Annotated in this window: 19 protein-coding genes and 2 pseudogenes; 14 read left to right on the top strand and 7 right to left on the bottom strand. The window is 44.9% G+C overall.

All coding sequences use genetic code 11. The features are described from left to right. Positions 1 to 33: 33 nt before the first annotated feature. Both I2G61_RS12380 and I2G61_RS12375 read right to left on the bottom strand, forming a co-directional pair. Positions 34 to 489 (bottom strand): annotated as a pseudogene (locus I2G61_RS12380) (imm68 putative immunity domain-containing protein); the annotation flags it as partial. Between the two features lie 89 nt (positions 490 to 578). Next, the gene (locus tag I2G61_RS12375; RefSeq protein ID WP_072685240.1) at positions 579 to 998 is read right to left on the bottom strand and encodes a DUF3788 domain-containing protein; all 420 of its coding nucleotides are present in this window, start codon (positions 996 to 998) and stop codon (positions 579 to 581) included. 673 nt (positions 999 to 1,671) lie between these two features. On the opposite strand from I2G61_RS12375, the gene I2G61_RS16520 reads away from it, so the two are divergent. Together I2G61_RS16520 and I2G61_RS16515 are read left to right on the top strand one after the other, a co-directional pair. Then, positions 1,672 to 2,508: a helix-turn-helix domain-containing protein gene (locus I2G61_RS16520; RefSeq protein ID WP_072685239.1), complete on the top strand. Its 837-nt coding sequence runs from the start codon at positions 1,672 to 1,674 to the stop codon at positions 2,506 to 2,508. Between the two features lie 34 nt (positions 2,509 to 2,542). After that, entirely contained in the window at positions 2,543 to 3,616 is a 1,074-nt protein-coding gene (locus tag I2G61_RS16515) for a hypothetical protein (RefSeq protein WP_072685238.1), read from the top strand. A gap of 45 nt (positions 3,617 to 3,661) precedes the next feature. Here the strand turns inward: I2G61_RS16515 and I2G61_RS12365 are convergent, their stop codons facing one another. From I2G61_RS12365 to I2G61_RS12355, 3 genes are read right to left on the bottom strand one after another with little or no spacing between them, the layout of a single operon-like run. Further along, positions 3,662 to 4,486 (bottom strand): PTS system mannose/fructose/sorbose family transporter subunit IID, encoded by an 825-nt coding sequence (locus I2G61_RS12365; RefSeq protein ID WP_072685237.1) that lies wholly within the window; start codon positions 4,484 to 4,486, stop codon positions 3,662 to 3,664. Next, on the bottom strand, positions 4,479 to 5,273 hold the full coding sequence (locus I2G61_RS12360; protein ID WP_072685236.1) for a PTS sugar transporter subunit IIC: 795 nt from the start codon (positions 5,271 to 5,273) through the stop codon (positions 4,479 to 4,481). Before I2G61_RS12360 ends, I2G61_RS12365 begins: the two co-directional genes overlap by 8 nt. A gap of 18 nt (positions 5,274 to 5,291) precedes the next feature. After that, a complete protein-coding gene (locus I2G61_RS12355; RefSeq protein WP_006057784.1) occupies positions 5,292 to 5,774 on the bottom strand; it encodes a PTS sugar transporter subunit IIB in 483 nt (160 codons plus the stop codon). 437 nt (positions 5,775 to 6,211) lie between these two features. Between I2G61_RS12355 and I2G61_RS12350 the strand changes: the two genes are divergently transcribed. The 12 genes from I2G61_RS12350 to I2G61_RS12295 all read left to right on the top strand — a co-directional run bounded on the left by I2G61_RS12350 (position 6,212) and on the right by I2G61_RS12295 (position 19,861). Beyond that, on the top strand, positions 6,212 to 6,577 hold the full coding sequence (locus I2G61_RS12350) for a TnpV protein (RefSeq protein ID WP_072685235.1): 366 nt from the start codon (positions 6,212 to 6,214) through the stop codon (positions 6,575 to 6,577). Then, positions 6,574 to 6,840 (top strand): DUF6809 family protein, encoded by a 267-nt coding sequence (locus tag I2G61_RS12345; protein WP_072685234.1) that lies wholly within the window; start codon positions 6,574 to 6,576, stop codon positions 6,838 to 6,840. Before I2G61_RS12350 ends, I2G61_RS12345 begins: the two co-directional genes overlap by 4 nt. A gap of 150 nt (positions 6,841 to 6,990) precedes the next feature. Then, positions 6,991 to 7,200 carry a hypothetical protein gene (locus I2G61_RS12340; protein ID WP_072685233.1) on the top strand — a complete coding sequence of 70 codons (210 nt, stop codon included), beginning with the start codon at positions 6,991 to 6,993 and terminating at the stop codon, positions 7,198 to 7,200. Beyond that, positions 7,193 to 8,764 (top strand): type I restriction-modification system subunit M, encoded by a 1,572-nt coding sequence (locus I2G61_RS12335; RefSeq protein WP_072685232.1) that lies wholly within the window; start codon positions 7,193 to 7,195, stop codon positions 8,762 to 8,764. Before I2G61_RS12340 ends, I2G61_RS12335 begins: the two co-directional genes overlap by 8 nt. Before the next feature lie 3 nt (positions 8,765 to 8,767). Beyond that, complete coding sequence (locus I2G61_RS12330) at positions 8,768 to 9,643, top strand: hypothetical protein (RefSeq protein WP_072685231.1); 876 nt, start codon at positions 8,768 to 8,770, stop codon at positions 9,641 to 9,643. Next, positions 9,636 to 10,838, top strand: coding sequence for a restriction endonuclease subunit S (locus I2G61_RS12325; protein WP_195548308.1), 1,203 nt, complete (start codon positions 9,636 to 9,638; stop codon positions 10,836 to 10,838). Before I2G61_RS12330 ends, I2G61_RS12325 begins: the two co-directional genes overlap by 8 nt. Positions 10,839 to 10,852: 14 nt before the next feature. Beyond that, complete coding sequence (locus I2G61_RS12320) at positions 10,853 to 11,620, top strand: hypothetical protein (RefSeq protein WP_072685229.1); 768 nt, start codon at positions 10,853 to 10,855, stop codon at positions 11,618 to 11,620. Positions 11,621 to 11,632: 12 nt separating this feature from the next. Then, entirely contained in the window at positions 11,633 to 14,740 is a 3,108-nt protein-coding gene (locus I2G61_RS12315) for a type I restriction endonuclease subunit R (protein ID WP_072685228.1), read from the top strand. Positions 14,741 to 16,065: 1,325 nt separating this feature from the next. Then, positions 16,066 to 16,392 (top strand): DUF3847 domain-containing protein, encoded by a 327-nt coding sequence (locus I2G61_RS12310; protein WP_072685227.1) that lies wholly within the window; start codon positions 16,066 to 16,068, stop codon positions 16,390 to 16,392. 2 nt (positions 16,393 to 16,394) lie between these two features. Continuing rightward, positions 16,395 to 17,864, top strand: a complete 1,470-nt coding sequence (gene mobQ / locus I2G61_RS12305; protein ID WP_195548311.1) for a MobQ family relaxase — start codon at positions 16,395 to 16,397, stop codon at positions 17,862 to 17,864. Between the two features lie 54 nt (positions 17,865 to 17,918). Then, positions 17,919 to 18,125 carry a hypothetical protein gene (locus tag I2G61_RS12300; RefSeq protein ID WP_072685225.1) on the top strand — a complete coding sequence of 69 codons (207 nt, stop codon included), beginning with the start codon at positions 17,919 to 17,921 and terminating at the stop codon, positions 18,123 to 18,125. Beyond that, complete coding sequence (locus I2G61_RS12295) at positions 18,122 to 19,861, top strand: recombinase family protein (protein WP_229100753.1); 1,740 nt, start codon at positions 18,122 to 18,124, stop codon at positions 19,859 to 19,861. The genes I2G61_RS12300 and I2G61_RS12295 overlap by 4 nt, the downstream gene beginning before the upstream one ends. Positions 19,862 to 19,970: 109 nt before the next feature. Here I2G61_RS12295 and I2G61_RS12290 read toward each other — a convergent pair whose 3' ends face one another. Both I2G61_RS12290 and I2G61_RS12285 read right to left on the bottom strand, forming a co-directional pair. After that, positions 19,971 to 20,384 (bottom strand): PTS sugar transporter subunit IIA, encoded by a 414-nt coding sequence (locus I2G61_RS12290; RefSeq protein ID WP_072685219.1) that lies wholly within the window; start codon positions 20,382 to 20,384, stop codon positions 19,971 to 19,973. Between the two features lie 560 nt (positions 20,385 to 20,944). Beyond that, a pseudogene (locus I2G61_RS12285) lies at positions 20,945 to 21,323 on the bottom strand (hypothetical protein); the annotation flags it as partial.

Genomic DNA, 21,323 nt, shown 5'->3' with positions numbered 1-21,323 from the left:
TCTTTTCTTCATCCTTTCATTCTGACTGGCCGCTTACCCAAATAATTCCTTACGCAGATTTTCGCAGTCGCGAGCTATTTCCTTCATTTCTTCCTCTGGAACCATTTCATAGAGATCATGAGCCAGCGGGTCCTTCGACAAATCAGCCAGTGTTTTGTTCATACAAGCTTTTTCCTTGGAAGTGGAAATAATTCGAATTGTACAGTCATCCGCATTGTTTTGAATTAGCCCTAAAGGCACATTGCCATTAACCTGACACTCCAACAAAAGAGCGGCCAGATCGGTTATAAGGCTGATCGAAAAATCAAATTCATGTTCCAGACCGTCTTCGTCTTTCAATTCAAGCGGCCATTCCGTAATTTGGAAGTTCCAATTCAGCTAATCCAGACCTGTATCCGCCAAGATTTCACTTAATGAAATTTCATCTTTCTGCTTTCCAATGAGATAATCCAGCAAAGTCAAACTGTCGTCTGTGCCGCCGATATAATTGCCCCATACTTTTCGACAGCCTTTTCATCTGCCTCTTTTCCATTTATATTTCAATTCCCAGATGCAGGGCTGGTCCAACTGAACCGAAATCATCTGCCTTTGCGAATATCAAGCAAATGAAATATATCGGCATACATTTTTGATTTCTCCTCTAAATCGATCATCAGCCATTTTTGTCCATTCCCCATTTGCGTCTGATAATAAAGCTCTCTTAATTCTGCGGTACATTCTTCCAGAACAGCCTCAACCGCTTCTTTCTCTTTTTGTCCAATAACGATTAAAACGGAAAAATATCCTTTTTCAGGATAGATCGTACATAGATTCTTTCCCGCCTTTCTCCACTTAACATTCCAACCGAATTTCCAACTGCAGGAACTAAATTCTATTTTTTCTTTGCCCTTATATCTGTTTTTAATGTCTTCGCAAAATTGAATAAATAGGGGATTCTTGACGTACTCTCCAATTTCTTCCAAAGTTGGACAAGCGGTTCTGTCCCGGATATCAATCATCAGCTGTTTCTCCCATGCCCAGATTCTTCATCTAAACTTATTATAACTTCCTTGATCTCCCTGCACAATCCGTTATTTAGCGCTTTAAGCACAGCCTCGAAAATCATTTTCCTCACTTGGACCTATGATTTTTGTTTTATTTTAAGTCCCTGCTTTCTTCCTGACTTTCCTCTGCCAAACTCATCCGGAATGTGTTATAGTAACATGCCTCGGGGAAAACAATGTTATAACAATCAGAAGATAAAATCTTACAACACCTCTTCTTTTGCGGCAATGATGCCAGCGGTGAGTGAAAGGAAGTAAGATCTGCAATGTTTCTTCGATGGGCGCAGTAAAATTTTACGGCGTTGTTTGTAAAAAGACTATTTTGCTTCATTGTCTAAATGGCTTAGATCCATCCTTGTCAGACTTTACAGCAGCAGGATCAAATTGAAGTTTGAGAAAAAGCGCAGCGCTCCGGACATGAATCCATTTGCGATATGCCTCGTCATTTTTATTTTGCAGAGCCTGCAGCTGTTCAAAAATTCACTTCCTGATCCCTGCGTTCTTGGAAATACGATCAGGAGAATCGGAAACAAACGAAACCACGAAACGGCCATAATAACCCGTCTGCTCACCATGCACATGCAATAATCCTGAAAATCCTTTATAATGAAGTTCAGGAGAAATAATGATGCTAAACGAACTTGGAAAAACACTTTTGCAGCAAATCGCGGCCTGTCATGATTACATCAGCAGCGAAGAACTCAGTAAAATATGCAACGTTTCGATCAACACGATCCGCAAGGAAATTGATTTGATCAACGATTATCTCCGCGGACATGGCTGCTTCATCGACACCAAGATTGCCTCCGGTTATTGTTTAACGATGGTCCGGCCGGAACAGGCACAGCCATTTTTAGCGCAGATCCTGAAAGAATTCCGCCAGTTTCGCTACTTGAACTACTCTGAATTTTCTACCGCATATACGATTGCGATGAAGCTGTTAACAGCTTCATCCTATACGACGATTGACTCACTGATGAACAGTTTATATTGTTCCAAAAGCACCGTGCTGCGCACGCTGGATTCGACACAGCTGATCCTCGATCAATTCCATCTCGACTTGAAAAACAAACGCAATTACGGGTTATATATTGAAGGTACCGAATGGTCGAAACGAATCTGCCTGATTTTTATGCATAAGGTCTTCGTTCATGAAAATCCGCAGCTTGTCCGCACCAGTATTTTCAACGCGCTGTTTCTCAATCATACCGACTATCCCACGGCAGTCCGCGATTGCGTGCTGCGTTATTTCAGCGCTCAACAGGCGATCACCATTCCAAACATCCACTTTATCAAACTGGCGCAGTATCTTCTGCTTGCCAGAACCCGCTCCCCTTTCAGCAAAGATCTTCACTTGACCCCCCTCCCAGATCCAGCGGCTGCATTCGCTGCCGGTTTATCCAGCTGCCCAGGCAATCTACGCTCAGCTTCCAGTTTATTTTCAGGAAGGCGTAAGCGAAACTGACATTTTATCTTTTGCCGCGCTGATCGCCTGTTGTATGACGATAAGACAGCCGGATTGGATTCCTGACGCAGACCGGCACGCAATTCAGGAGGAAGTCCAGGAGGTTGTCGATTTTATTGCCAAATATTACGAAGTCGACGGCATATTCGACACGATTTTTTATCGGGATTTTGCCTGTTATCTGTACGGCTTGAATTTGAAAAAAGAGTTTGATTTCACTTCCGATTCCGAGAAGCTTCCCGGTTCGACAAAAATCGGCCTGTTATCCGCGGATATCAGCTCGCTGTTCGCTTTGTTTTACAAGGTGAAACACGGCGTGTATCTGCAGGAGGTCGATTTAGTGGATGCCTATTACATCTTCAATTCCGCGCTATTTAAAAATAACACTTATTATAACAAAATGAAATTTGCGGTCGTTTCCCGGCATGGTCGGTATTACAGCGAAAATCTGTCCGATCGAATACGCATGCAGTATGGGCGCTATATCCAATCCATTGACGTGTTGGAATATACGGAATTGTTCAATCATGAGCTTGACGCTTATGACGCGCTGCTTACAGACGTCAACAGACACATCCTGCCGGAGAATTACGCCGGAGCCTTGATCGACTGCAACCTGAATCACATCCAGTCGGATCTCAATTCTCTTTCCACATTTCTGATTCAGCGCTTCAACGCGAAAGCGCGGACCTTGTTCCGTGAAAAGAACTTCCACAAATGCAGCTTCACCTCGCAGATGCAGGTCTATGACGCAATCTACAAGCTGTATCAGAATGAAATAGGCGATTATGAACATTTCATCCATGATTTAAAGATGCGCAGCAGCTTCATCAGCTATGAGAAGGAAAAGAATATCATCCTGATCACGCCGCTGGCGCTGCGGATCGCGCAGCCGGTCTTCGAGGTGTTCGTCAACAAGAAGCCGATGCTGTGGGAACGGGCGAAAGCGAGCGTCTACATCTTTTATCAACAGGGCAATGGAAGCAAAGAGAACGTTCAGATCATTTCCTACCTGCTGAAGCAGTTCATCCATCAGAACGAGCTGTTTATCAACACTCTGTATGACCGCTCCTATAAGGATGTCGTCGGGATTTTCCATGTGCTTTAAAAAAGGCTGTCACGGGTTGGAATTTGCGTGACAGCCTTTGGTTTTTTAGAGGATGCCGAAGAAAGCGAGCACGACGCAGGCGCCCATGATCATGAAGATCAATTTCGTCGGCGACCAGCCCTTCTGGACCTGGGAGAAGCTCCAGCCCCACAATAACAGGGAGAGCAGGCCCGGCATAATCGAGTCCAGCATGCCCTGGAAGTCGATCGTCGCACCGCCGATCACCGGCTGCAGCGCAATTTTGATCGAAACGTTCTGCGCGATCAGCGCGCCGACCATGATCGCACCCAGGATGCCCGCTGCTTCCGTAATTAACGGAACGATGCCGCGTTCAAAGGCTTCCGTGATCAGGCTGGTGCCGTAGCGGTAGCCGGCCGTTAAGAAGATATATTTGTAGACCAGCAGCAGGCAGCCGTACAACAGGACGAACAGAATGACGCCCAGCAGACTGCCGTTGGCGGATAATCCAATACACAGACCGGCGATGATGACGCGGTAGCAGTTGAAGAAGAAGCTGTCGCCGATGCCGGCAGTCGGTCCCATCAGGGACGCTTTCAGCGTGGAAATGGTTTCCGTAATATCGTCTTCCGGATGTTCAGCCTGCTGCTTTTCCATCGCCAGCGCGATGCCGACCAACAAACCCAAGAATACCTGATGGGTATTGAAGAATTCGCCGGCGTGGCGGTAGAAAGCCTTACGGCGGTCTTCGGGATCGTCATAGAACATTTCCAATCCCGGCGCCATCGCCATCGCGAAGCACTTGGACTGCTGGGAAACCTTACTGCTTGCCATATTGGTGCCTAAGGAGAAGTAGAACGATTTATTCAACATTTTCCGTTCTTCCGGAGTCAGTTTCGGCGCCTTATTCATAGAAATCATCCCCTTCCTGAGCATTCGTGCCAATCGCCGCGGCAGAGCGGCTCTGCGCTAATTTATAGCTGTTCTGGAAATGCGCGAAGGCAATGACGATGCCGATCAACGCCAGCGGCAGCGTGCCCAGCGCCAGATATTTGACGGCGACAAAACCGAGAATGACATACATGACGGTTGTTGTTCCATTCCAGATCGCCTGCGTCGTCAAGCATAAGCCGACGACTACCAGCATGTTCGCGGAAGCGTTGAGACCATTGATGATAAAGGCCGGGCAGATCGAGATAAACGTCTGCAAACCCGCTTCGCCGCCCAACGCGACCAAGAAGACGACGATCGTGTTCAGCAGCTGAGAAACGAAGATGACCTGCATCCACATGGCGATGCGGAATTTCTTAACATTGCCGGTTTCCGCAATTTTCATAAACCACGGATGTAGCGCTAAGGCAATGGCCTGCGTGAACGGCTTCACGGCGTTGATCAGCGTGCCGACGGTAACAGCCAGCGCCAAGCCGACGCCCTGATCCGCACCGGACAGAACAACAAAGCCGACAGCCAGAACGGAAGCGGCCTGATAGTTGGACGGTGCTTCGCCGCCAATGGCGGAGACGCCCATGTAAACAGCTTCCAGTTCAGCGCCAATGATGACGCCGGTGGTGATATCGCCGCACATTAAACCGGTTAATGTACATAAAACTAACGGACGGGTAAACGTTTGCCATCCCAGCCAGTTGTCAGCAACCTGCCATAAGAGATAGGCGAACGCGATCAATAATGCGTTGGTCATGAGGAACCCCCTTTTTCTTTAAAGTTTGGAAACGATCTCGGCGAAGTTTTCAATCGGATTGGATGGAATCAGCTGTGAGAATACATGCCCGCCGATCTGGGCCAGTTCTTTGAAATAGACCAGATCTTCCGGATCGGAATTGACTCCCCTTGTCAGATTGACCTTGTTGGCGGATTTTTTCTTGACGTAGTTGGCGACGTTGACCTCCGTGATCGGCAGGGCTTTGACCAAAGCGACCGCGTCTTTCGGATTGTCGACAATGATCAGCACGCGCACCGTGTCCACGCGCGGATCGGACAGCAGCTTAATCGCGTCGGGAATCGTCTTCACCGCGACCTTTTTGCCTGCAGGCGCCGACATCAGCAACGTCTGGGTGGTCAGCGGATCCTTAGCCAGCTTATCGCTCGCGACGACAATCCGGCTGACATCGAGATAGCGTGACCAGGCAGTGGTAATCTGTCCATGGATCAGACGTTCGTCGATTCTAAGTTGAACAATCATTCTTCCTTTCCTCCTCTTTTTTCATCAGCGGTGATTTCCGTTGATTTCAACATCATCATTATACTTAAAGCGCTTTCACCTAAAATTTCAAAAAGTAATAATTAATGGACGCTTTTTGTGAACTTTTCATTCTGAGATCTTAGTTGTGACTTGAATCAAGCTTTCTGATTTACGGCATCAACCCCAAGGTGAAGAAAGAAGCTGAGAAATTTTGATCTTCCTGTTCAGCCTGATCTGGATTTCTGATTTCCAATGCCCAAAACCACAAAAAACCCAGCCTCGGGTAGTTTCCAATAAGACAGTATGAGAACATTACTGACATAGGGTAGCTGCCGTACAGGAGTGCGACAAGAAAAATTGGCGATACTTGGTTTTCACAACCAGGTATCGCCTTTTTCTATCGTTAACAGAATGTTTGAATCTTATTGGAGGTACATATGATGCAGGAACTCAACTATATCCGTTGCGGTGATTACTATATTCCCGATATTCGTTTACCGGAGGAAAATAGACCTATTGGTCGGTGGGGACGTATGCACAGAGATTATATCAAGGAGCACAACCCTATCCGCATCAACGATCTTTGTCTCAGCGGCGAATTGTGGACGTACTTGGCTGACTTGAACGAACAGGCACAAAACCGCCTTGAACTTATCATTGAGCAAATAAAAGACTCTGAGGGCATGACAGAGCGCATGAAGCAGCACGATCAGATGGCGTGGGTTGGAGCCATGAATAGCATCCGCAACCGAGCCGAGGAAATTGTTCTGCGTGAGATGATCTATGAGGAGGATGCGGTATGAGAATCCTCGAAGAATTTTGGCACGGCAACATCGAGCCAACCGAATATGACACGTCCTCTTACAAGGAATATAAAAAGCTGCTGGAGCTGATTTGCAGGAATGAAGAAAAGCTCAAAGCCACTATGACGGACGAGCAGAAAGAACTGTTTGAGAAATATACCGATTGTGTGCGAGAGCATCAAACCAATACAGACTGTTTGATTTTCCAGAATGGCTTTAAGCTGGGCGCAAGAATGATGTTGGAAGTCATGGAAGAACTCTAATTTCACAAGTTGACGAAGCCGCTCTATGTTGCTTTTATGGGTAGCATAGAGCGGCTTTTTTCTGCGTTTTCCTCAGTTCTATTGACTTTTTCACTAAAATATGATATCATTATATCGAGATATAATGATATCATTTGGAGGTGGCAAGTGATGCAGAAAACAGATCTGAAATCGGATCGTGATAAGCAGGTACAGGTGCGTTTACCTGCGTCACTACACAAGCAGTTGAAATTGGCACTAATACAGGATGATAGCTCACTTGCTGATTTTTTCAATGAAGCGGCAGAAGCCTATCTGAAAAATCCTGACAAATACAGAAAAACAGTTGGAAACATAAACGGAGGAAAGAGCAATGGCTGACATTAGAAAAGATCAAGAAAGAGATGAACTCCATCGTGCAATATGGGCGATTGCTGACGGCCTGCGTGGAAGCGTAGACGGATGGGACTTCAAGTCCTATGTGCTGGGCATGATGTTCTATCGCTATATCTCTGAGAATCTGACCAACTATATTAACGAGGGTGAGATTGAAGCCGGCAATGAGGGCTTTGATTATGCCTTACTGTCTGACGAAGATGCAGAACAGGCTCGTGAAGACATGGTCAAGACAAAGGGCTTTTTCATTCTCCCCTCCGAACTTTTCTGCAACCTCAGAAAAAAGGCTGCGGGCGATGAAAACCTGAATATGACGTTGGAAACGATCTTCAAAAACATTGAGGACTCCGCCAAAGGCAGCGAGAGCGAAGATAATTTCGCAGGCCTGTTTGATGACATTGATGTCAACAGCAATAAACTGGGTGCCACCGTTGCCAAGCGTAATGCCAATCTCGTCAAGTTAATTGAGGGCGTTGCGGACATGAAGCTGGGCAACTACAAGGACAACTCCATTGATGCTTTTGGTGATGCTTACGAATACCTGATGAGCATGTACGCATCCAACGCAGGAAAGAGCGGCGGCGAATTCTTCACCCCGCAGGAAGTTTCCGAACTGTTGACCCGCATTGCTGTTGTAGGAAAGACTGAAGTAAACAAAGTCTACGACCCCGCCTGCGGCTCTGGTTCGCTTCTTTTGAAAGCAGCGAAGATCCTTGGCAAAGAGAATGTTCGTCAAGGTTTCTATGGTCAGGAGATCAACCTCACCACCTATAACCTTTGCCGTATCAATATGTTCCTGCACGATATTGACTACGACAAGTTTGATATTGCACATGAGGATACTCTGCTCAATCCGCAGCATTGGGACGATGAACCCTTTGAAGTCATCGTTTCCAATCCGCCCTACTCCATCAAATGGGAAGGCGATGATAACCCTGTTTTGATTAACGATCCCCGCTTCTCTCCTGCCGGTGTACTTGCACCTAAGTCCAAAGCTGACCTTGCGTTTATTATGCACTCTTTGTCTTGGCTTGCTACTAACGGCACGGCTGCGATTGTTTGTTTCCCTGGTATCATGTACCGTGGTGGTGCTGAAAAGAAAATCCGCCAGTATCTGATCGACAACAACTTTATCGACTGTATCATCCAGTTGCCGAGCAATCTGTTCTTTGGAACTACTATCGCTACCTGTATTATGGTTTTGAAGCGCAGCAAGGCTGACAACCGAACCCTGTTCATTGATGCTACTAACGAGTGCGTAAAGGTAACGAACAACAACAAACTAACCGACGGCCCTGACGGAAATATCGCACATATCGTTGATGCTTTCGTTTCTCGTGCGGATAAGGAGCATTTTGCACGCTGTGTTCCTTACGAAGAAATCGTGGAACAGGACTATAACCTTTCTGTCAGCTCCTATGTTGAGCAAGAGGATACCAGAGAAGAAATTGATATCGTAAAGCTCAATAAGGAGATTGAAGAAATTGTTGCAAGGGAGCAGGTGCTGAGAGCAGAAATTGCAAAAATCATTGCAGAATTAGAGGGATAATTTATGAGACTCAGCAGTAGATTATCTGATAAAAGTAAAAACCACGGTGAAATCGAATCTTTCATTGATTGGGAAAAGTACACGATTTCTCCTGAAGAATCGGAAGATCTTCAATTGATCTCTGCCGGTGATTTCATTGATATTCAGATTGGTAAAATCACCTTGCCGTTTTACTCAACCAAATGCAATGATAGTGTTTCTTTTGTATCTCCCAAAAATCTGCATTGCCTGATAATCAGTGAGAAAATGATCAGCATTGATTGCCAGTTGCAGTGCATGGATTATGATGATAGTAATCAAGCGTGCAAAGAGTGCAGCCACTGCATCCAAGCATGGTTTTTGGTAGGAGCAGACGATATTTTTTCGGCAACGCCCAACGTCTATCTGATCAAGCAGAATTTCAAGCTACCTGCAAACATAAAGCTGCCAGTTGAAACAGAAGACAAATTTACTGAGTGGTTGGCAAAAGCGGAAATTGCGCACAAAGAAAGACTTGGTGCCGGTTCAGTTATTTATCTAAGATCTATCTTGGAACAGATTACAATAAAAGTGGGCAATGATGCAGGCGTTGATATTTATCAACCTAACGGTCGTACCAAACCTTTTAATCAGGTGTTACAGGCCGTAGATGCCCAATGCTCTATCATCCCAACGATTTATTCAGATAACGGTTATAAACTCTTTCAAAAGCTGAGTGAAATTGCTCACGGTAACTCTGATGAGGAAACTGCTTTGAAAGAGTATGAACCTTTGCGCAGATTGGTTGTTGGCGTGATTGAGAACGTTAGAAAAAACGAGGAAGAAATTAAACGAAATGCCGAAATCAAGAAGGCATTGGCGGCAATAGGATTTAGCAATGGGGGTGAGCAAAGTGAATAAATTAAAGGACTTGATACATGAGCTTTGCCCTAATGGTGTTGAGTACAAAAAACTCGCAGATTGCTGTGTGTTGGAAAAGGGAAACACGCCCATTCAGAAAGCAATACCTGGAGAATTTCCTTTAGTTGTGACAACCGATGAACGCAAGTCTTGCAATACATATCAGTTTGACAAACCAACTGTTTGTATCCCGTTGGTTTCGTCCAGAGGTCACGGTGTTGCGTCTTTGAATAGCTTGTATTATCAGGAGGGGAAGTTTGCTCTCGGTAATATCCTTTGTGGTGTTACTCCTGTTAATAGTGATGAGCTGTCTGCAAAATTCCTGTTCTATTACTTGAATCATAAAAAGGATACTCTTATTGTTCCGCTCATGCGAGGAGGAGCAAATGTATCTCTTACAGTTGATTCTTTGAAAAGAGTCAAAGTTCCGGTCCCTCCGATATCTGTCCAACGCGAGATTGTTCGTATTTTCGATAAGTTTGAATCTCTTGGTAATAACCTTGGACTTGAACTTATTGCAAGGAAAAAGCAGTATGAACATTATGCGGATTACCTGTTCGTATCTGATATTCCCCCAAACGAGTGGATGGCCGTTGGAGAAATAATTATTTCTCTCAAGACTGGACTCAATCCTCGACAGAACTTCAAATTGAATGTAGGCGGTGATAAACCATACATCACAGGAAAAGACATATATAACAATTCGATCAATGTTTCTGATAAAACAGATCTCATTACAGATGATGTTGTTTTACTAATTAACCGCAGAGCATGCTTGGCAACTAACGACGTCCTTTTTGCGAGTACGGGTACTGGAACTGTTGGAAGAATGGCCGTGGTAGACAACTACGACAATACATGGGCTGTAAGTGAAACCATGTTTTGCCTAAAACCCAAAGTGGATGTTATTAACCCATACTATTTGATGTACGCATTGTATACACAAAGTGCCAAAAGACAATTCGAACCCAAAATATCCAAAGGTTCAGTTCCGCATCTGAAAGTAAAAGACTTGCTTGATGTAAAAATTCCCGTACCAAACCTAACAGAGCAAGAACGAGTTGTCGATTTGGTGAGAAAATTTGATGCATTATGTAATAATGTTTCCACCGGTTTGCCTGCAGAAATCGAAATGAGGCAAAAACAATATGCGTATTATCGAGACAAGCTTCTAACTTTCAAGCAGATTCCTTGAGAAAGGAAATACAAATGGACAAAACACTTACTGCAAAATTGCTTCCTGCAGCACTGATCTGCAAAGGCTACATAACCGGAATGGCAGATTGCGATTATGAAATTTATCTGCGTGAAATAGTCAATGCATCTGCGTATTTCAAAAGCAAGTCCAACGGATTGGTGTATACAGCGCCACCGGACGAATCTCATGGTGAATGGGATTGCATTTCTGAAAACTATTCCCTTGATTTCAAGTTAATTGCCAGCGAAACTTCGCTGCGGGCCAGAAATTTGTTTTCGGGCAGAATTTATCAAATGGCAGAAGGTGTTACTGCTTATTGCGGTCCTAAAATAGAGGCCGATAATCCCAAGTACAAACCTATTCAGGCAACACGCATCTTTGCGGCATTGAGATCAATTGATCTTGCTGAATTGAAGTCAATTCGAAACAGTAAGGAGAAAAAGCAAGGAATCGAAACTGATATCAAAGCCTTATTGGATACACTTGAAACTCAAAAACACATTTTAATGTTCTTTCCGTATGAGTTTTTTACGGAAACCAATAATGACTTTTCTGCCGTGGTAGCAGATATTATCGAGGCCTTGACACAAGATTTCTCCGAAGTATTCAAATATCGTAAGGATGTTGCCGCACAATTCGATGTGTACTTCACATTCATATATGCAGGACATTTCGTGCTTGCTGAGGTATGCGGAAACGAACTAAAGCTTGTGGAAACCATAAAGGAAACATCCAGCCCGACTTACATGAAGATTAAATCCTATACAGAATGGGGGTAAGGAAATAATACGATGAGTACATATAACATTGTGCTTTCAACCAATGAAAGTACCGTTGTAACTGAATATGAGCCGCAAGCGAAACGTTCCGATGCGTATCAGAGTGAAGCTGCTTTGGAGGCAGCCTTCATCAAAATGCTTGGCGAACAAGGTTATGAGTACGTGTCCATTCACAACGAAGAAGATCTCGTGCTTAACCTTCGCAAGCAGCTTGAGCGCCTTAACCAGTACAGCTTCACCGACAAAGAATGGGAGACATTCTTCAAATCTAAGATTGCCAATGCCAACGAAGGTATCGTAGAAAAGACTCGTAAGATTCAGGAAGATTATGTACAGAACCTGACTTGCGAAGATGGCAAAACTCAAAACATCTATCTGATTGATAAAAAGAATATCCATAACAACCGTTTGCAGGTCATCAATCAGTATGAAGAAGGTGCCGGCAATCACGACACCCGATATGATGTGACGATTCTTGTGAACGGTCTGCCGTTGGTTCATGTGGAGCTGAAACGCCGTGGTGTTGCGATCAAGGAAGCATTTAACCAGATCAACCGCTATCAGAGAGACAGCTTTTGGGCAGGCTCCGGGCTTTACGAGTATGTGCAGATTTTTGTCATTTCCAACGGCACATTCACGAAATATTATTCCAATACCACGAGAGCAAGCCATATCAAGGAGAATGACGGCAGCAGCAAAAAACACAGCAAGAAAACTTCCAATAGTTTTGAGTTCACTTCCTATTGGGCAGATGGTAACAACAGAGTCATTGCAGACCTTGTTGACTTTACAAAAACGTTCTTTGCCAAGCATACTCTGCTGAATATTCTAACAAAGTACTGCGTGTTTACATCTGAGGAATTGCTGCTTGTCATGCGTCCTTATCAGATCGTTGCAACAGAACGCATCTTGAACAGAATCGAGACATCCTCCAACAGCAAGAAAACCGGAAAGATCGAAGCAGGCGGATACATTTGGCATACTACGGGCAGCGGTAAAACCCTCACCTCTTTCAAAACGGCACAACTCGCTACCAACTTGCCGTACATTGACAAGGTACTCTTTGTTGTTGACCGCAAGGACTTAGACTATCAGACCATCAAAGAGTATGACCGATTTGAAAAAGGTGCTGCCAACAGCAATAAGAGCACAGCGATTCTGCAAAAGCAGCTTGAGGACTCTACTTCTCGAATTATTGTAACTACAATTCAGAAGTTGGATGTCTTTATTCAGAAGAACCCCATGCATCCCATTAGGGATAAGCATATTGTTTTGGTGTTTGATGAATGCCATAGAAGCCAGTTCGGTGATATGCATACGAGAATTGTGGGCGGTCAGATCAAAAAAGGTGAAAAGGTTGTTAAAGTACACAGATACTTTAGAAACTATCACATCTTTGGTTTTACGGGCACTCCGATTTTCTCGGTCAATGCAGGTACTGGCGGAAATCCAAATCTGAAAACTACTGAGCAGGCATTTGGTGATAAACTCCATACCTACACCATCGTTGACGCCATCAATGACGGAAATGTTTTGCCGTTCCGCATTGACTATATCAATACGGTAAAGCAAAAGGACGGAAAACAGGATAAGCAAGTTGCTGCTATTGATACCGAGGAAGCCCTTGCTTCTCAGGAACGTATATCCGAAGTTGTGAAGTACATTCTGGAACACTTTGACCAAAAGACTATGCGAAACTCCTATTACAGTCTTAAGGGTCAGCGTGTGAATGGTTTCAACTCCATGCTTGCAGTCAGCTCCATCTCCGTTTGCCAAAAATACTATCTGGAACTGAAAAAGCAGATTGCAGAACAGCATCGTGATCTGACGATTGCCACCATCTTCTCGTTTGCCCCCAACGAAGCAGATAGCGCAGATGGCATCTTGGATGATGAAAGTTTTGATACCGATGGACTTGACCAGAGTTCTCGTGATTTTCTGGACATGGCGATTGACGAGTACAACAAGACTTTCAAGACCAACTTTGACACATCCAGCAAGGGCTTCCAGGACTATTACAAAGACCTCTCTGACAAAGTGAAAAAGCGTGAAGTTGATTTGCTTATCGTGGTCAATATGTTCTTGACGGGCTTTGATGCAACGACACTCAACACCCTTTGGGTAGACAAAAACTTGAAAATGCATGGTCTGATTCAGGCGTTTTCAAGAACCAACCGCATCCTGAACTCCGTTAAGACCTTTGGTAATATTGTCTGTTTCCGTGATCTTGAAAAAGAGACAAACGAAGCCATCGCCTTATTCGGCGACAAAGAAGCCAATGGCATTGTTCTTCTGAAATCCTACGAAGACTATTACTATGGCTGTGTTGACGACAAGGGACGTGAGCAGAAAGGCTACGAAGAGCGTATCGCAGAGCTACTGCAGAAATACCCATTGGGGCAGCCTATCATCGGCGAGCAGAATAAAAAAGATTTTATTGTTCTGTTCGGTAATATTCTCCGTCTGAGAAATATCCTGTCAGCTTTTGACCGCTTTGCCGGAAACGAAATTTTGTCTCCTATCGATTTCCAAGACTACACTGGTACATACCACGATGTGTACGATGAGATCAAGCCGAAGCCGGGAAGCAAAGACAGCATCATGGATGATGTTGTCTTTGAAATGGAACTTGTCAAACAGGTTGAAGTCAACATCGACTATATTCTGATGCTGGTTGCGAAATACCATGACGGCAACTGCGAAGACAAAGAAATCCTCGTTGCGATTGATAAGGCGATTAAGTCGAGTTTGCAGCTCAGATCGAAAAAAGAGCTGATCGAGAACTTTATTGCTACTATCAACACCAAAACCGATGTCAATGCAGATTGGCAGCGTTTTGTAAAAGAACAGCGTGAAACCGATATTCAGGCCTTGATCGCAGAAGAAAAGTTGAAGCCTGAAGAAACCAGAAAGTTTGTTGAAAACGCTTTTCGTGATGGCGTACTCAAAACAACAGGCACAGATGTTGACCGTCTGATGCCGCCCGTCTCCCGTTTTGGTGGCGGTGGTTCACGTGATAAAAAGAAGCAGACAGTTATTGAAAAACTGAAAGCATTCTTTGAAAAGTATTTCGGGCTGGTCAACGCTGGGGAATCTTTTGCGGAAGACAGTAACAAGTAAGCACAATTCACAAAAGGCACTAACTGATGCGGTTAGTGCCTTTCTTCTTTTGCGAATATTTAACTTCGACACAACCTGTGTCGAAGTTGCAATTTTCACTTCTCCGCAAGTTACGGCGAAGTGATTTTTAACTTCTGCCCAAGTTGGGCAGAAGTTGGATTTTGGACTTCCGACCAACTTGGTTGGAGGTTGGGTTTTTCTTCCCGACAAGTTGTCGGGAAGTTGATTTTGAAAATTCTGTCCAACTTGGGCAGAATTATTTTTTTGGAATTTTTTCTTGAAATGATTCTAAAAATGCCTTTCTCGTCGGCTACCACTGGGAGAGATTTTTTCTGTGGGCACTCCCCAAAACGCAAATCCCGTCGGCTACCACTTGAAGAAACATTTTGAAAAATTGCAAACGACGCACGCATAAAAAGTTTGGTTTCCCCGGCTACCATTTGAAAACAACTATGGACAAAAAGCGTTTCTCACCGGCTCCACTTGAAAGTAAATTCTTCTGTGCAAGGTGCGAATGTGAAAGTTTTTTCTGGAGGTATATGAAGAAAGGCTTTCAAAAACCGTTGATAATTCGCTCCTAAATATCCTAACCAGTAGAGGGATCTTTTTTTCGATCCCGTTGAAAACTGCTCTTTGAAATTCTGAATATAGTGAGAGACATTCAGAAACTTGACGGTCAAGTGATGTATCTGTATAATGGTGGCACAGCGGTGATCCGCTACATAAACAACTGAATACCAATGTTCCACCATAAGTCGGTTTCACCCGACACGGTATCGGCACACCGGAAGTGCCGAACTGCTCCACCACGCCTTTGGTTTTGTTGGCAGGAGCTGTAGAAAGCAGAACCCGACTTTGAATTTTCAGAGCCGATTACATAGAACATCACTTTGAAGCGAGAGCTATGCTCCCGCCGATTCTTGGTGCTCTGTGTAATCGGCTCTTTTTGTTTTCTTCTACATCCAACAACTAAATGACCGTCCGAATGGGATATGACTTTGCGATGACATGAGCGAAGCAACGCTGGGGTGAGACTCCCGGGCAGGAACGACATTCGGGTAGAACGGCGAAAGCGATTTTAACCCTTAGTTTACTAAGGGCGCACTTCTATACGGGTGTGTTCCACACCTCGTATGTGCGCTCTGCGAGGCTGACAGACAACAACTCCGAAGTTGTATCTGTCCTTCCGTCACTTTGTTCCGAACAAGGGGCTGCACCCCTTGCGCTGCTATGCAGCTATCCCAGCGCCCTTATGAGTACGAAACGATTTTTCAAATCATTCCGTACCCACAAGGCTGAAAATAACAACACTCAAAGGAGGTTCTATGGAATACACATCTAACCCCGAGCTTGAAAAGCTCCGAGCTGAAAAAGAGAAAAACGAAAAGGAGATTGAACAGCTCACCCACAAAATCACTCGGCTGGAAAATCGCCAGAAGTATTTTGTGGACGGCGAACGCAAGCGCCGCACTCACAGACTTTGCACCATCGCAGGAACTTTGGAAAGTATCGCACCGGAGATCAAGGAACTGGACATCACCGAGGTGATGGAGCTTCTGGAATATATCTTCCACAAGGAAGAAATACAGAAGTTGGTGCACCGCATGAAGATCAACCACGACTCAAAAGTTAGACGAGCAAAGGAGGGGTAAGTATCGCTTTATATCATTTCCATGTAGATCAGATCAAACGCAGCGAGGGGCAATCGGTTGTGGCATCCGCTGCCTACCGGGCAGACGAAAAACTGCACAGCGATTATTACGGTGAGGACAGCGATTACACCAATAAGGGCGGCGTGATTTATACAGAAATCTTTCTGCCACCCCATGCGCCACGAGAGTATGCAGACCGGGAAACTTTATGGAACGCAGTTGAGAAAGCAGAGAAAGGAAAGAAAGCGCAGCTTGCCTACAGCTTCGATATTTCCTTTCAGAATGAATTTAGCCAGGAAGAAAATATCGCCCTTGCCAGACAATTCCTCACCGAGCATTTTGTCAGCCGTGGCATGGTGGTGGACTTTGCCGTTCACGAACCGGAGCGAGAAGAAGGTGGTATCAATAATCCGCACTTCCACTTCCTCTGTCCAATCCGTCCTATCGAGCAAAACGGCAAATGGGGTTTGAAGCAAAGACGAGAGTATGTGCTTGATGAAAACGGCAACCGCATCCCCGATGGCAAAGGTGATTATGTGTTCAACGCCGTTCCCACTACCGATTGGGGCTCTGCTGAAACTTTGGAGTTCTGGCGTGAGCAATGGGCAGTGATGTGCAACGCCAAGTTTGAAGAAAAGGGCTTGGATGTTCGCATCGACCATCGCAGCTATGAACGCCAAGGCGTAGAGCTGCTACCCACACGACACGAAGGCTCCACCGTCCGAGCCATGGAGAAGAAAGGAATTAAAACTGAAAAGGGCGAGTTTAATCGTTGGATCAGAGCCACCAATGCCTTTATTCGCAATCTCCGTAAGAATCTGTCGGCGCTCCTTGAAGCCATCAAGGAGATCAAGGCTGAGCTGGATAAGCCGCAATCCGATCCCGTCATCATTCCGCTGCAGAGATATTTTGATATGCGTAACGCAAAGGCTTATTCCCAGACAGCCAGGGTCAACAATCTGAAAGAACTGAACCTGATGGCAAACTATCTCAAAGCCCATGAGATTTACACCATCGAGGATTTGGAAAGCCGTGTGTCTGATTTGAAGAACACCGTGGATGAATTGAAAGTCACCATGGATAAGGAAGTCACCCGTATGAAAGAAATTCGCAAGGTTCCCGAATACCTTTCCGTTCTGAGAGATCTGAAACCGATTGTGGACGGCTTGCAGAAAATCAAGTTCGATAAGGCGAAGGCGAAGTACAAGGCAGAACACGAAAAGGAATTGAAGCAGTACTACGCCGTAAGGCGAAAGCTCTTGGAGGCATGCCCCGACGGCAAGCACGACCAAAAGCTTTTAGACAAGGAGTATACAGCGCTTGAAAAGGCTCATGCAGAAACCTATGCAAAATTCAAAGCTATCCGTGAAGAACACCAGAAGATTTATCACATTCACGCCTGCGTGGAAAAAGGATGCCATGCCGAGCAGAGCAACCAGAAAAAAGATCATCGAAAGCAAGAGGAACGCTGATTCATTCCTTTCCTTTCGATTCCATTCCATTCCAAAACAAGAAAGGACGATTAAATGAACGAACAGAAAAGCAGAAATTACACCATCAACGAAAACGGCAGTATTGTCGTTCACAACTATTGTGCGGCTGAACTGCCGCAGATCACCGTGACCATCCGTTCCGGGCAGACTACTTATAGATTTGGCGGAAGCTACGATGGCACAAGAAGTCTTTCCGGTAAATTACTCAACCACATGGCAAAGGAGGGGGCCGACGAATGACAAAGGAGACAAGTTTGCAGGGGTATGATATAATGGATACAAGCAATCCTGTATTGGCAGACTGCCCGCCGATTAAGGAGGAACAAGACATGAACAGGCAGTCTGACAAAATTACTGCGATCTACTGTAGATTGAGTCGTGATGACGAACTCACAGGAGAGAGCAACAGCATTGTCAATCAAAAGGCGATTCTCAAAAAATACGCACAAGAACAAAGTTTCCGCAACATCCAGTTTTTCGTGGACGATGGTTACTCCGGTGCCAACTTCAACAGACCCGATTGGAAACGAATGATTGAGTTGGTCGAGAACGATAAGGTTGGTATCATCATTGCCAAAGATATGAGCCGTATCGGCAGAAACTATCTGGAAGTTGGTCTTTACACCGAAATGCTTTTCCCCGAACACAATGTCCGCTTCATCGCTGTAAACAGCGGTGTGGACAGCGCCAATCAGCAGGACAACGACTTTACTCCGTTCTTGAATATCATCAACGAGTTCTATGTCAAGGACAGCAGCAAAAAGGTCAAAGCGTCCATGAAGCAGAAAGGCGAATCCGGTGAGTATCTGACCACCAACCCGCCCTATGGCTACACGAAAGACCCCGACAATCCAAAGAAACATTGGATTGTGGACGATGAAGCCGCAGCCGTTGTTCGTCAGATCTTCGCATGGTGCATGGAGGGCTACGGCCCCTCTCAGATCGCTAAGAAGCTGAAGAAAGCAAAGGTGGAGTGTCCTACGGTTCATTGGATGAAGATGGGACGAAATGCTCCTGCAAAGACACCGGACAATCCTTACGATTGGGCACCACGCACCATCACCGGCATACTGGAAAAGCAGGAATACCTTGGGCACATGGTCAACTTCAAGACACGCAAGCAGTCGTACAGGAGCAAAAAGAAACTCGAAAATCCTCCCGATCAATGGAAGATTTTCGAGAACACTCATGAAGCCATTATTGACGAAGAAACCTTTGCCCGTGTACAGGAACTTCGCAAGAACAAACGCAGACCTGCCAGAACAGGCAAGACCAATATGTTCTCCGGTCTCGTCCGCTGTGCCGATTGTGGTGAAAAATTGTACTACTGTACCAGCAACAGTTTTGAAACCAGACAAGATCACTTCGTATGCTCCACTTCCCGTAAAAAGGGCAAGGAAGTCTGCGACACCCACTTCATCCGTGCCGTGGTACTGGAAGAAGGTACGCTCCAACACCTGAGATTGGTTATCCAATGCGTTGCCGATTACGAGGATGCGTTCCGCCGAGCGTTGGGCGCAAAGCGAAGTGACGAAGCAAAGAAAGAGCTTTCTGCCAAGAAACGAACCTTGCAGAAATCCGAAAACCGTCTGGTAGAACTGGACAGATTGTTCAAGCGTATTTACGAGGACATGGTAAACGGAAAGCTGTCCGAAGCTCGCTTTCAGATGTTATCTGATGATTATGAGCAGGAGCAGGCAGACCTGAGAGCTAAGATTGAAATGCTTGAAAACGAAATACAGAATCAAGAAGATCAAGCGGAGAATGTTGATAGGTTTATCCGACAGGCAAAGAAGTACTTGTACTTGGAGAAGCTGACACCCACTATTCTGAACGATATGGTCAACGCCGTATATGTTCATGCACCGGATAAGTCCAGCGGACACCGAGTGCAGGATGTGACGATCAGCTACAACTATATCGGCATACTCCCCGCCGATTTGCTCTATGACGTTATAAACGGAAAAGCGGCATGATTACTCATGCCGCTTCCCGAAAACATTATTATACTGTTTTATTGGACCGCCCCATCAGCCAGGGTTTTTGTAAAATATAAATCTTCAGTCTTATCGTAATCGTCCGATTTTAAAAGAAATCGTCGTCGCTCTGCGACTGTGCGACTTCCCACAGCCGAATTCCATCTTTCCCAGTCTGCATCACCGTGCTCAGATCCAGATCACCAGCTTCCCGCAAACCCAGCAGTTCTAAAAACAAAGGCAGGTTAACACCGCAGATCACATCGACCTGCCCCGGCTTTAAATAGCGCGTAGTCTTGTGCGCCGGTGTTCCCGCAAACAGATCCGTCAGCACCAGCACGCCGTCGCCGCTGTCCAGTTCCGCGATCGCCTTACCAATCCTTTCCTCAAACGCCTCGCTGTCATCAGTCATCTGATAGCCTAAAGCCTGCACCTGCGGCAAATTCTCACCGAAAAAAATTGAAGATGACTGCAGCATGCCTTTCGCCATATCGCCATGGCTTAACAATAAAATTCCCTTCATGGTCTGCTCCTCTCATGGAACCTCCGTCTAAATTAACCAGAGATTATCGTTAAAATTAAGATTTCCACATTGATCATTATACTGGTTTCTGCTCTTTCTTCTTTTCAAAATTTGATCGGTTCATAGATTGAATCCTGAACGTAATTTTATGGTCATGACACTTTATTTGTCGGTTAACCAAAAGACAATTTTATTTTAGTCTGTTTGAAGAATTACAGATTTTATTCTTAACCGTTAATTTTTGACGGAGTGAGTTTTCTAAGCTGATCATGGAAATCGACCAGCGTATTCATCTTTTATGAAACTAAGATTATCCGATCGACATCCTTCTCCTTTAATTTATCTAAACAGGCTTCATCCGTTTCCGTTAACGCTCATCTCTGATTCAGTCTGTCCTTCAGGGTTAATTTTCCCTTTCACCCTGTGCTATTCTTTATTCTATGCCTTTTTTTATCTGCTACATGTTCATTTCATCCTGTTTGATACGCATCTTGACGATTACATCACTGGTGTCCTTTAAATAGTCCATTTGCTTTTCTCCCTTGGCTTCTCTCCTTCAATTAGTCATGAGAAAATGAAAATTGAGCATGACTCTCCGCTTGATGCTTTGAACCGGAAAGCTTTTTCAGTTGATCATGAAGATCTTTTGGGGTATTTATTCTATTTAAAACTTGGACGATCTGATTCACTTCTTCTTCATTTAAACTGTCCAAATCTTTCTCATCACTTTCCGTTAATTCCCATTTCTGCCGCAGTAACTCCTTCAGCAAGGAAACTTTCCCTTTTACGATTCCTTGAACCATCCCTTGTTCCATCCCTTGTTCCAATCCTTGTTTCATCCCTTGTTTCACGCCTTTCTTTACACCTTTCCGCATCCCTTTTTTTATGCCTTTTTTATACACCGTCTTCTCATCCATCTCGTCGTATTTCATCCGCATC

The sequence above is a fragment of the Holdemania sp. 1001095H_141210_F2 genome, from assembly GCF_015558105.1.
In the GTDB taxonomy this organism is placed as follows: Bacteria; Bacillota_I; Bacilli_A; order Erysipelotrichales; family Erysipelotrichaceae; genus Holdemania.
The sequence above is the reverse complement of the archived record's forward strand: the minus strand, read 5'-3'. Positions and strand labels throughout refer to the sequence as shown.

What these genes read in the sequence shown, in the direction of transcription:
- I2G61_RS12360 (WP_072685236.1), bottom strand. Translation starts at nt 5,273, where the DNA reads ATGACCAACGCATTATTGATCGCGTTCGCCTATCTCTTATGGCAGGTT.
- I2G61_RS12345 (WP_072685234.1), top strand. Translation starts at nt 6,574, where the DNA reads ATGAGAATCCTCGAAGAATTTTGGCACGGCAACATCGAGCCAACCGAA.
- I2G61_RS12365 (WP_072685237.1), bottom strand. Translation starts at nt 4,486, where the DNA reads ATGAATAAGGCGCCGAAACTGACTCCGGAAGAACGGAAAATGTTGAAT.
- I2G61_RS12355 (WP_006057784.1), bottom strand. Translation starts at nt 5,774, where the DNA reads ATGATTGTTCAACTTAGAATCGACGAACGTCTGATCCATGGACAGATT.
- I2G61_RS12300 (WP_072685225.1), top strand. Translation starts at nt 17,919, where the DNA reads ATGAACGAACAGAAAAGCAGAAATTACACCATCAACGAAAACGGCAGT.
- I2G61_RS12320 (WP_072685229.1), top strand. Translation starts at nt 10,853, where the DNA reads ATGGACAAAACACTTACTGCAAAATTGCTTCCTGCAGCACTGATCTGC.
- I2G61_RS12310 (WP_072685227.1), top strand. Translation starts at nt 16,066, where the DNA reads ATGGAATACACATCTAACCCCGAGCTTGAAAAGCTCCGAGCTGAAAAA.
- I2G61_RS12290 (WP_072685219.1), bottom strand. Translation starts at nt 20,384, where the DNA reads ATGAAGGGAATTTTATTGTTAAGCCATGGCGATATGGCGAAAGGCATG.
- I2G61_RS12335 (WP_072685232.1), top strand. Translation starts at nt 7,193, where the DNA reads ATGGCTGACATTAGAAAAGATCAAGAAAGAGATGAACTCCATCGTGCA.
- I2G61_RS12350 (WP_072685235.1), top strand. Translation starts at nt 6,212, where the DNA reads ATGATGCAGGAACTCAACTATATCCGTTGCGGTGATTACTATATTCCC.
- I2G61_RS12330 (WP_072685231.1), top strand. Translation starts at nt 8,768, where the DNA reads ATGAGACTCAGCAGTAGATTATCTGATAAAAGTAAAAACCACGGTGAA.
- I2G61_RS12340 (WP_072685233.1), top strand. Translation starts at nt 6,991, where the DNA reads ATGCAGAAAACAGATCTGAAATCGGATCGTGATAAGCAGGTACAGGTG.
- I2G61_RS12295 (WP_229100753.1), top strand. Translation starts at nt 18,122, where the DNA reads ATGACAAAGGAGACAAGTTTGCAGGGGTATGATATAATGGATACAAGC.
- I2G61_RS16520 (WP_072685239.1), top strand. Translation starts at nt 1,672, where the DNA reads ATGCTAAACGAACTTGGAAAAACACTTTTGCAGCAAATCGCGGCCTGT.
- I2G61_RS12375 (WP_072685240.1), bottom strand. Translation starts at nt 998, where the DNA reads ATGATTGATATCCGGGACAGAACCGCTTGTCCAACTTTGGAAGAAATT.
- I2G61_RS12315 (WP_072685228.1), top strand. Translation starts at nt 11,633, where the DNA reads ATGAGTACATATAACATTGTGCTTTCAACCAATGAAAGTACCGTTGTA.
- I2G61_RS16515 (WP_072685238.1), top strand. Translation starts at nt 2,543, where the DNA reads ATGACGATAAGACAGCCGGATTGGATTCCTGACGCAGACCGGCACGCA.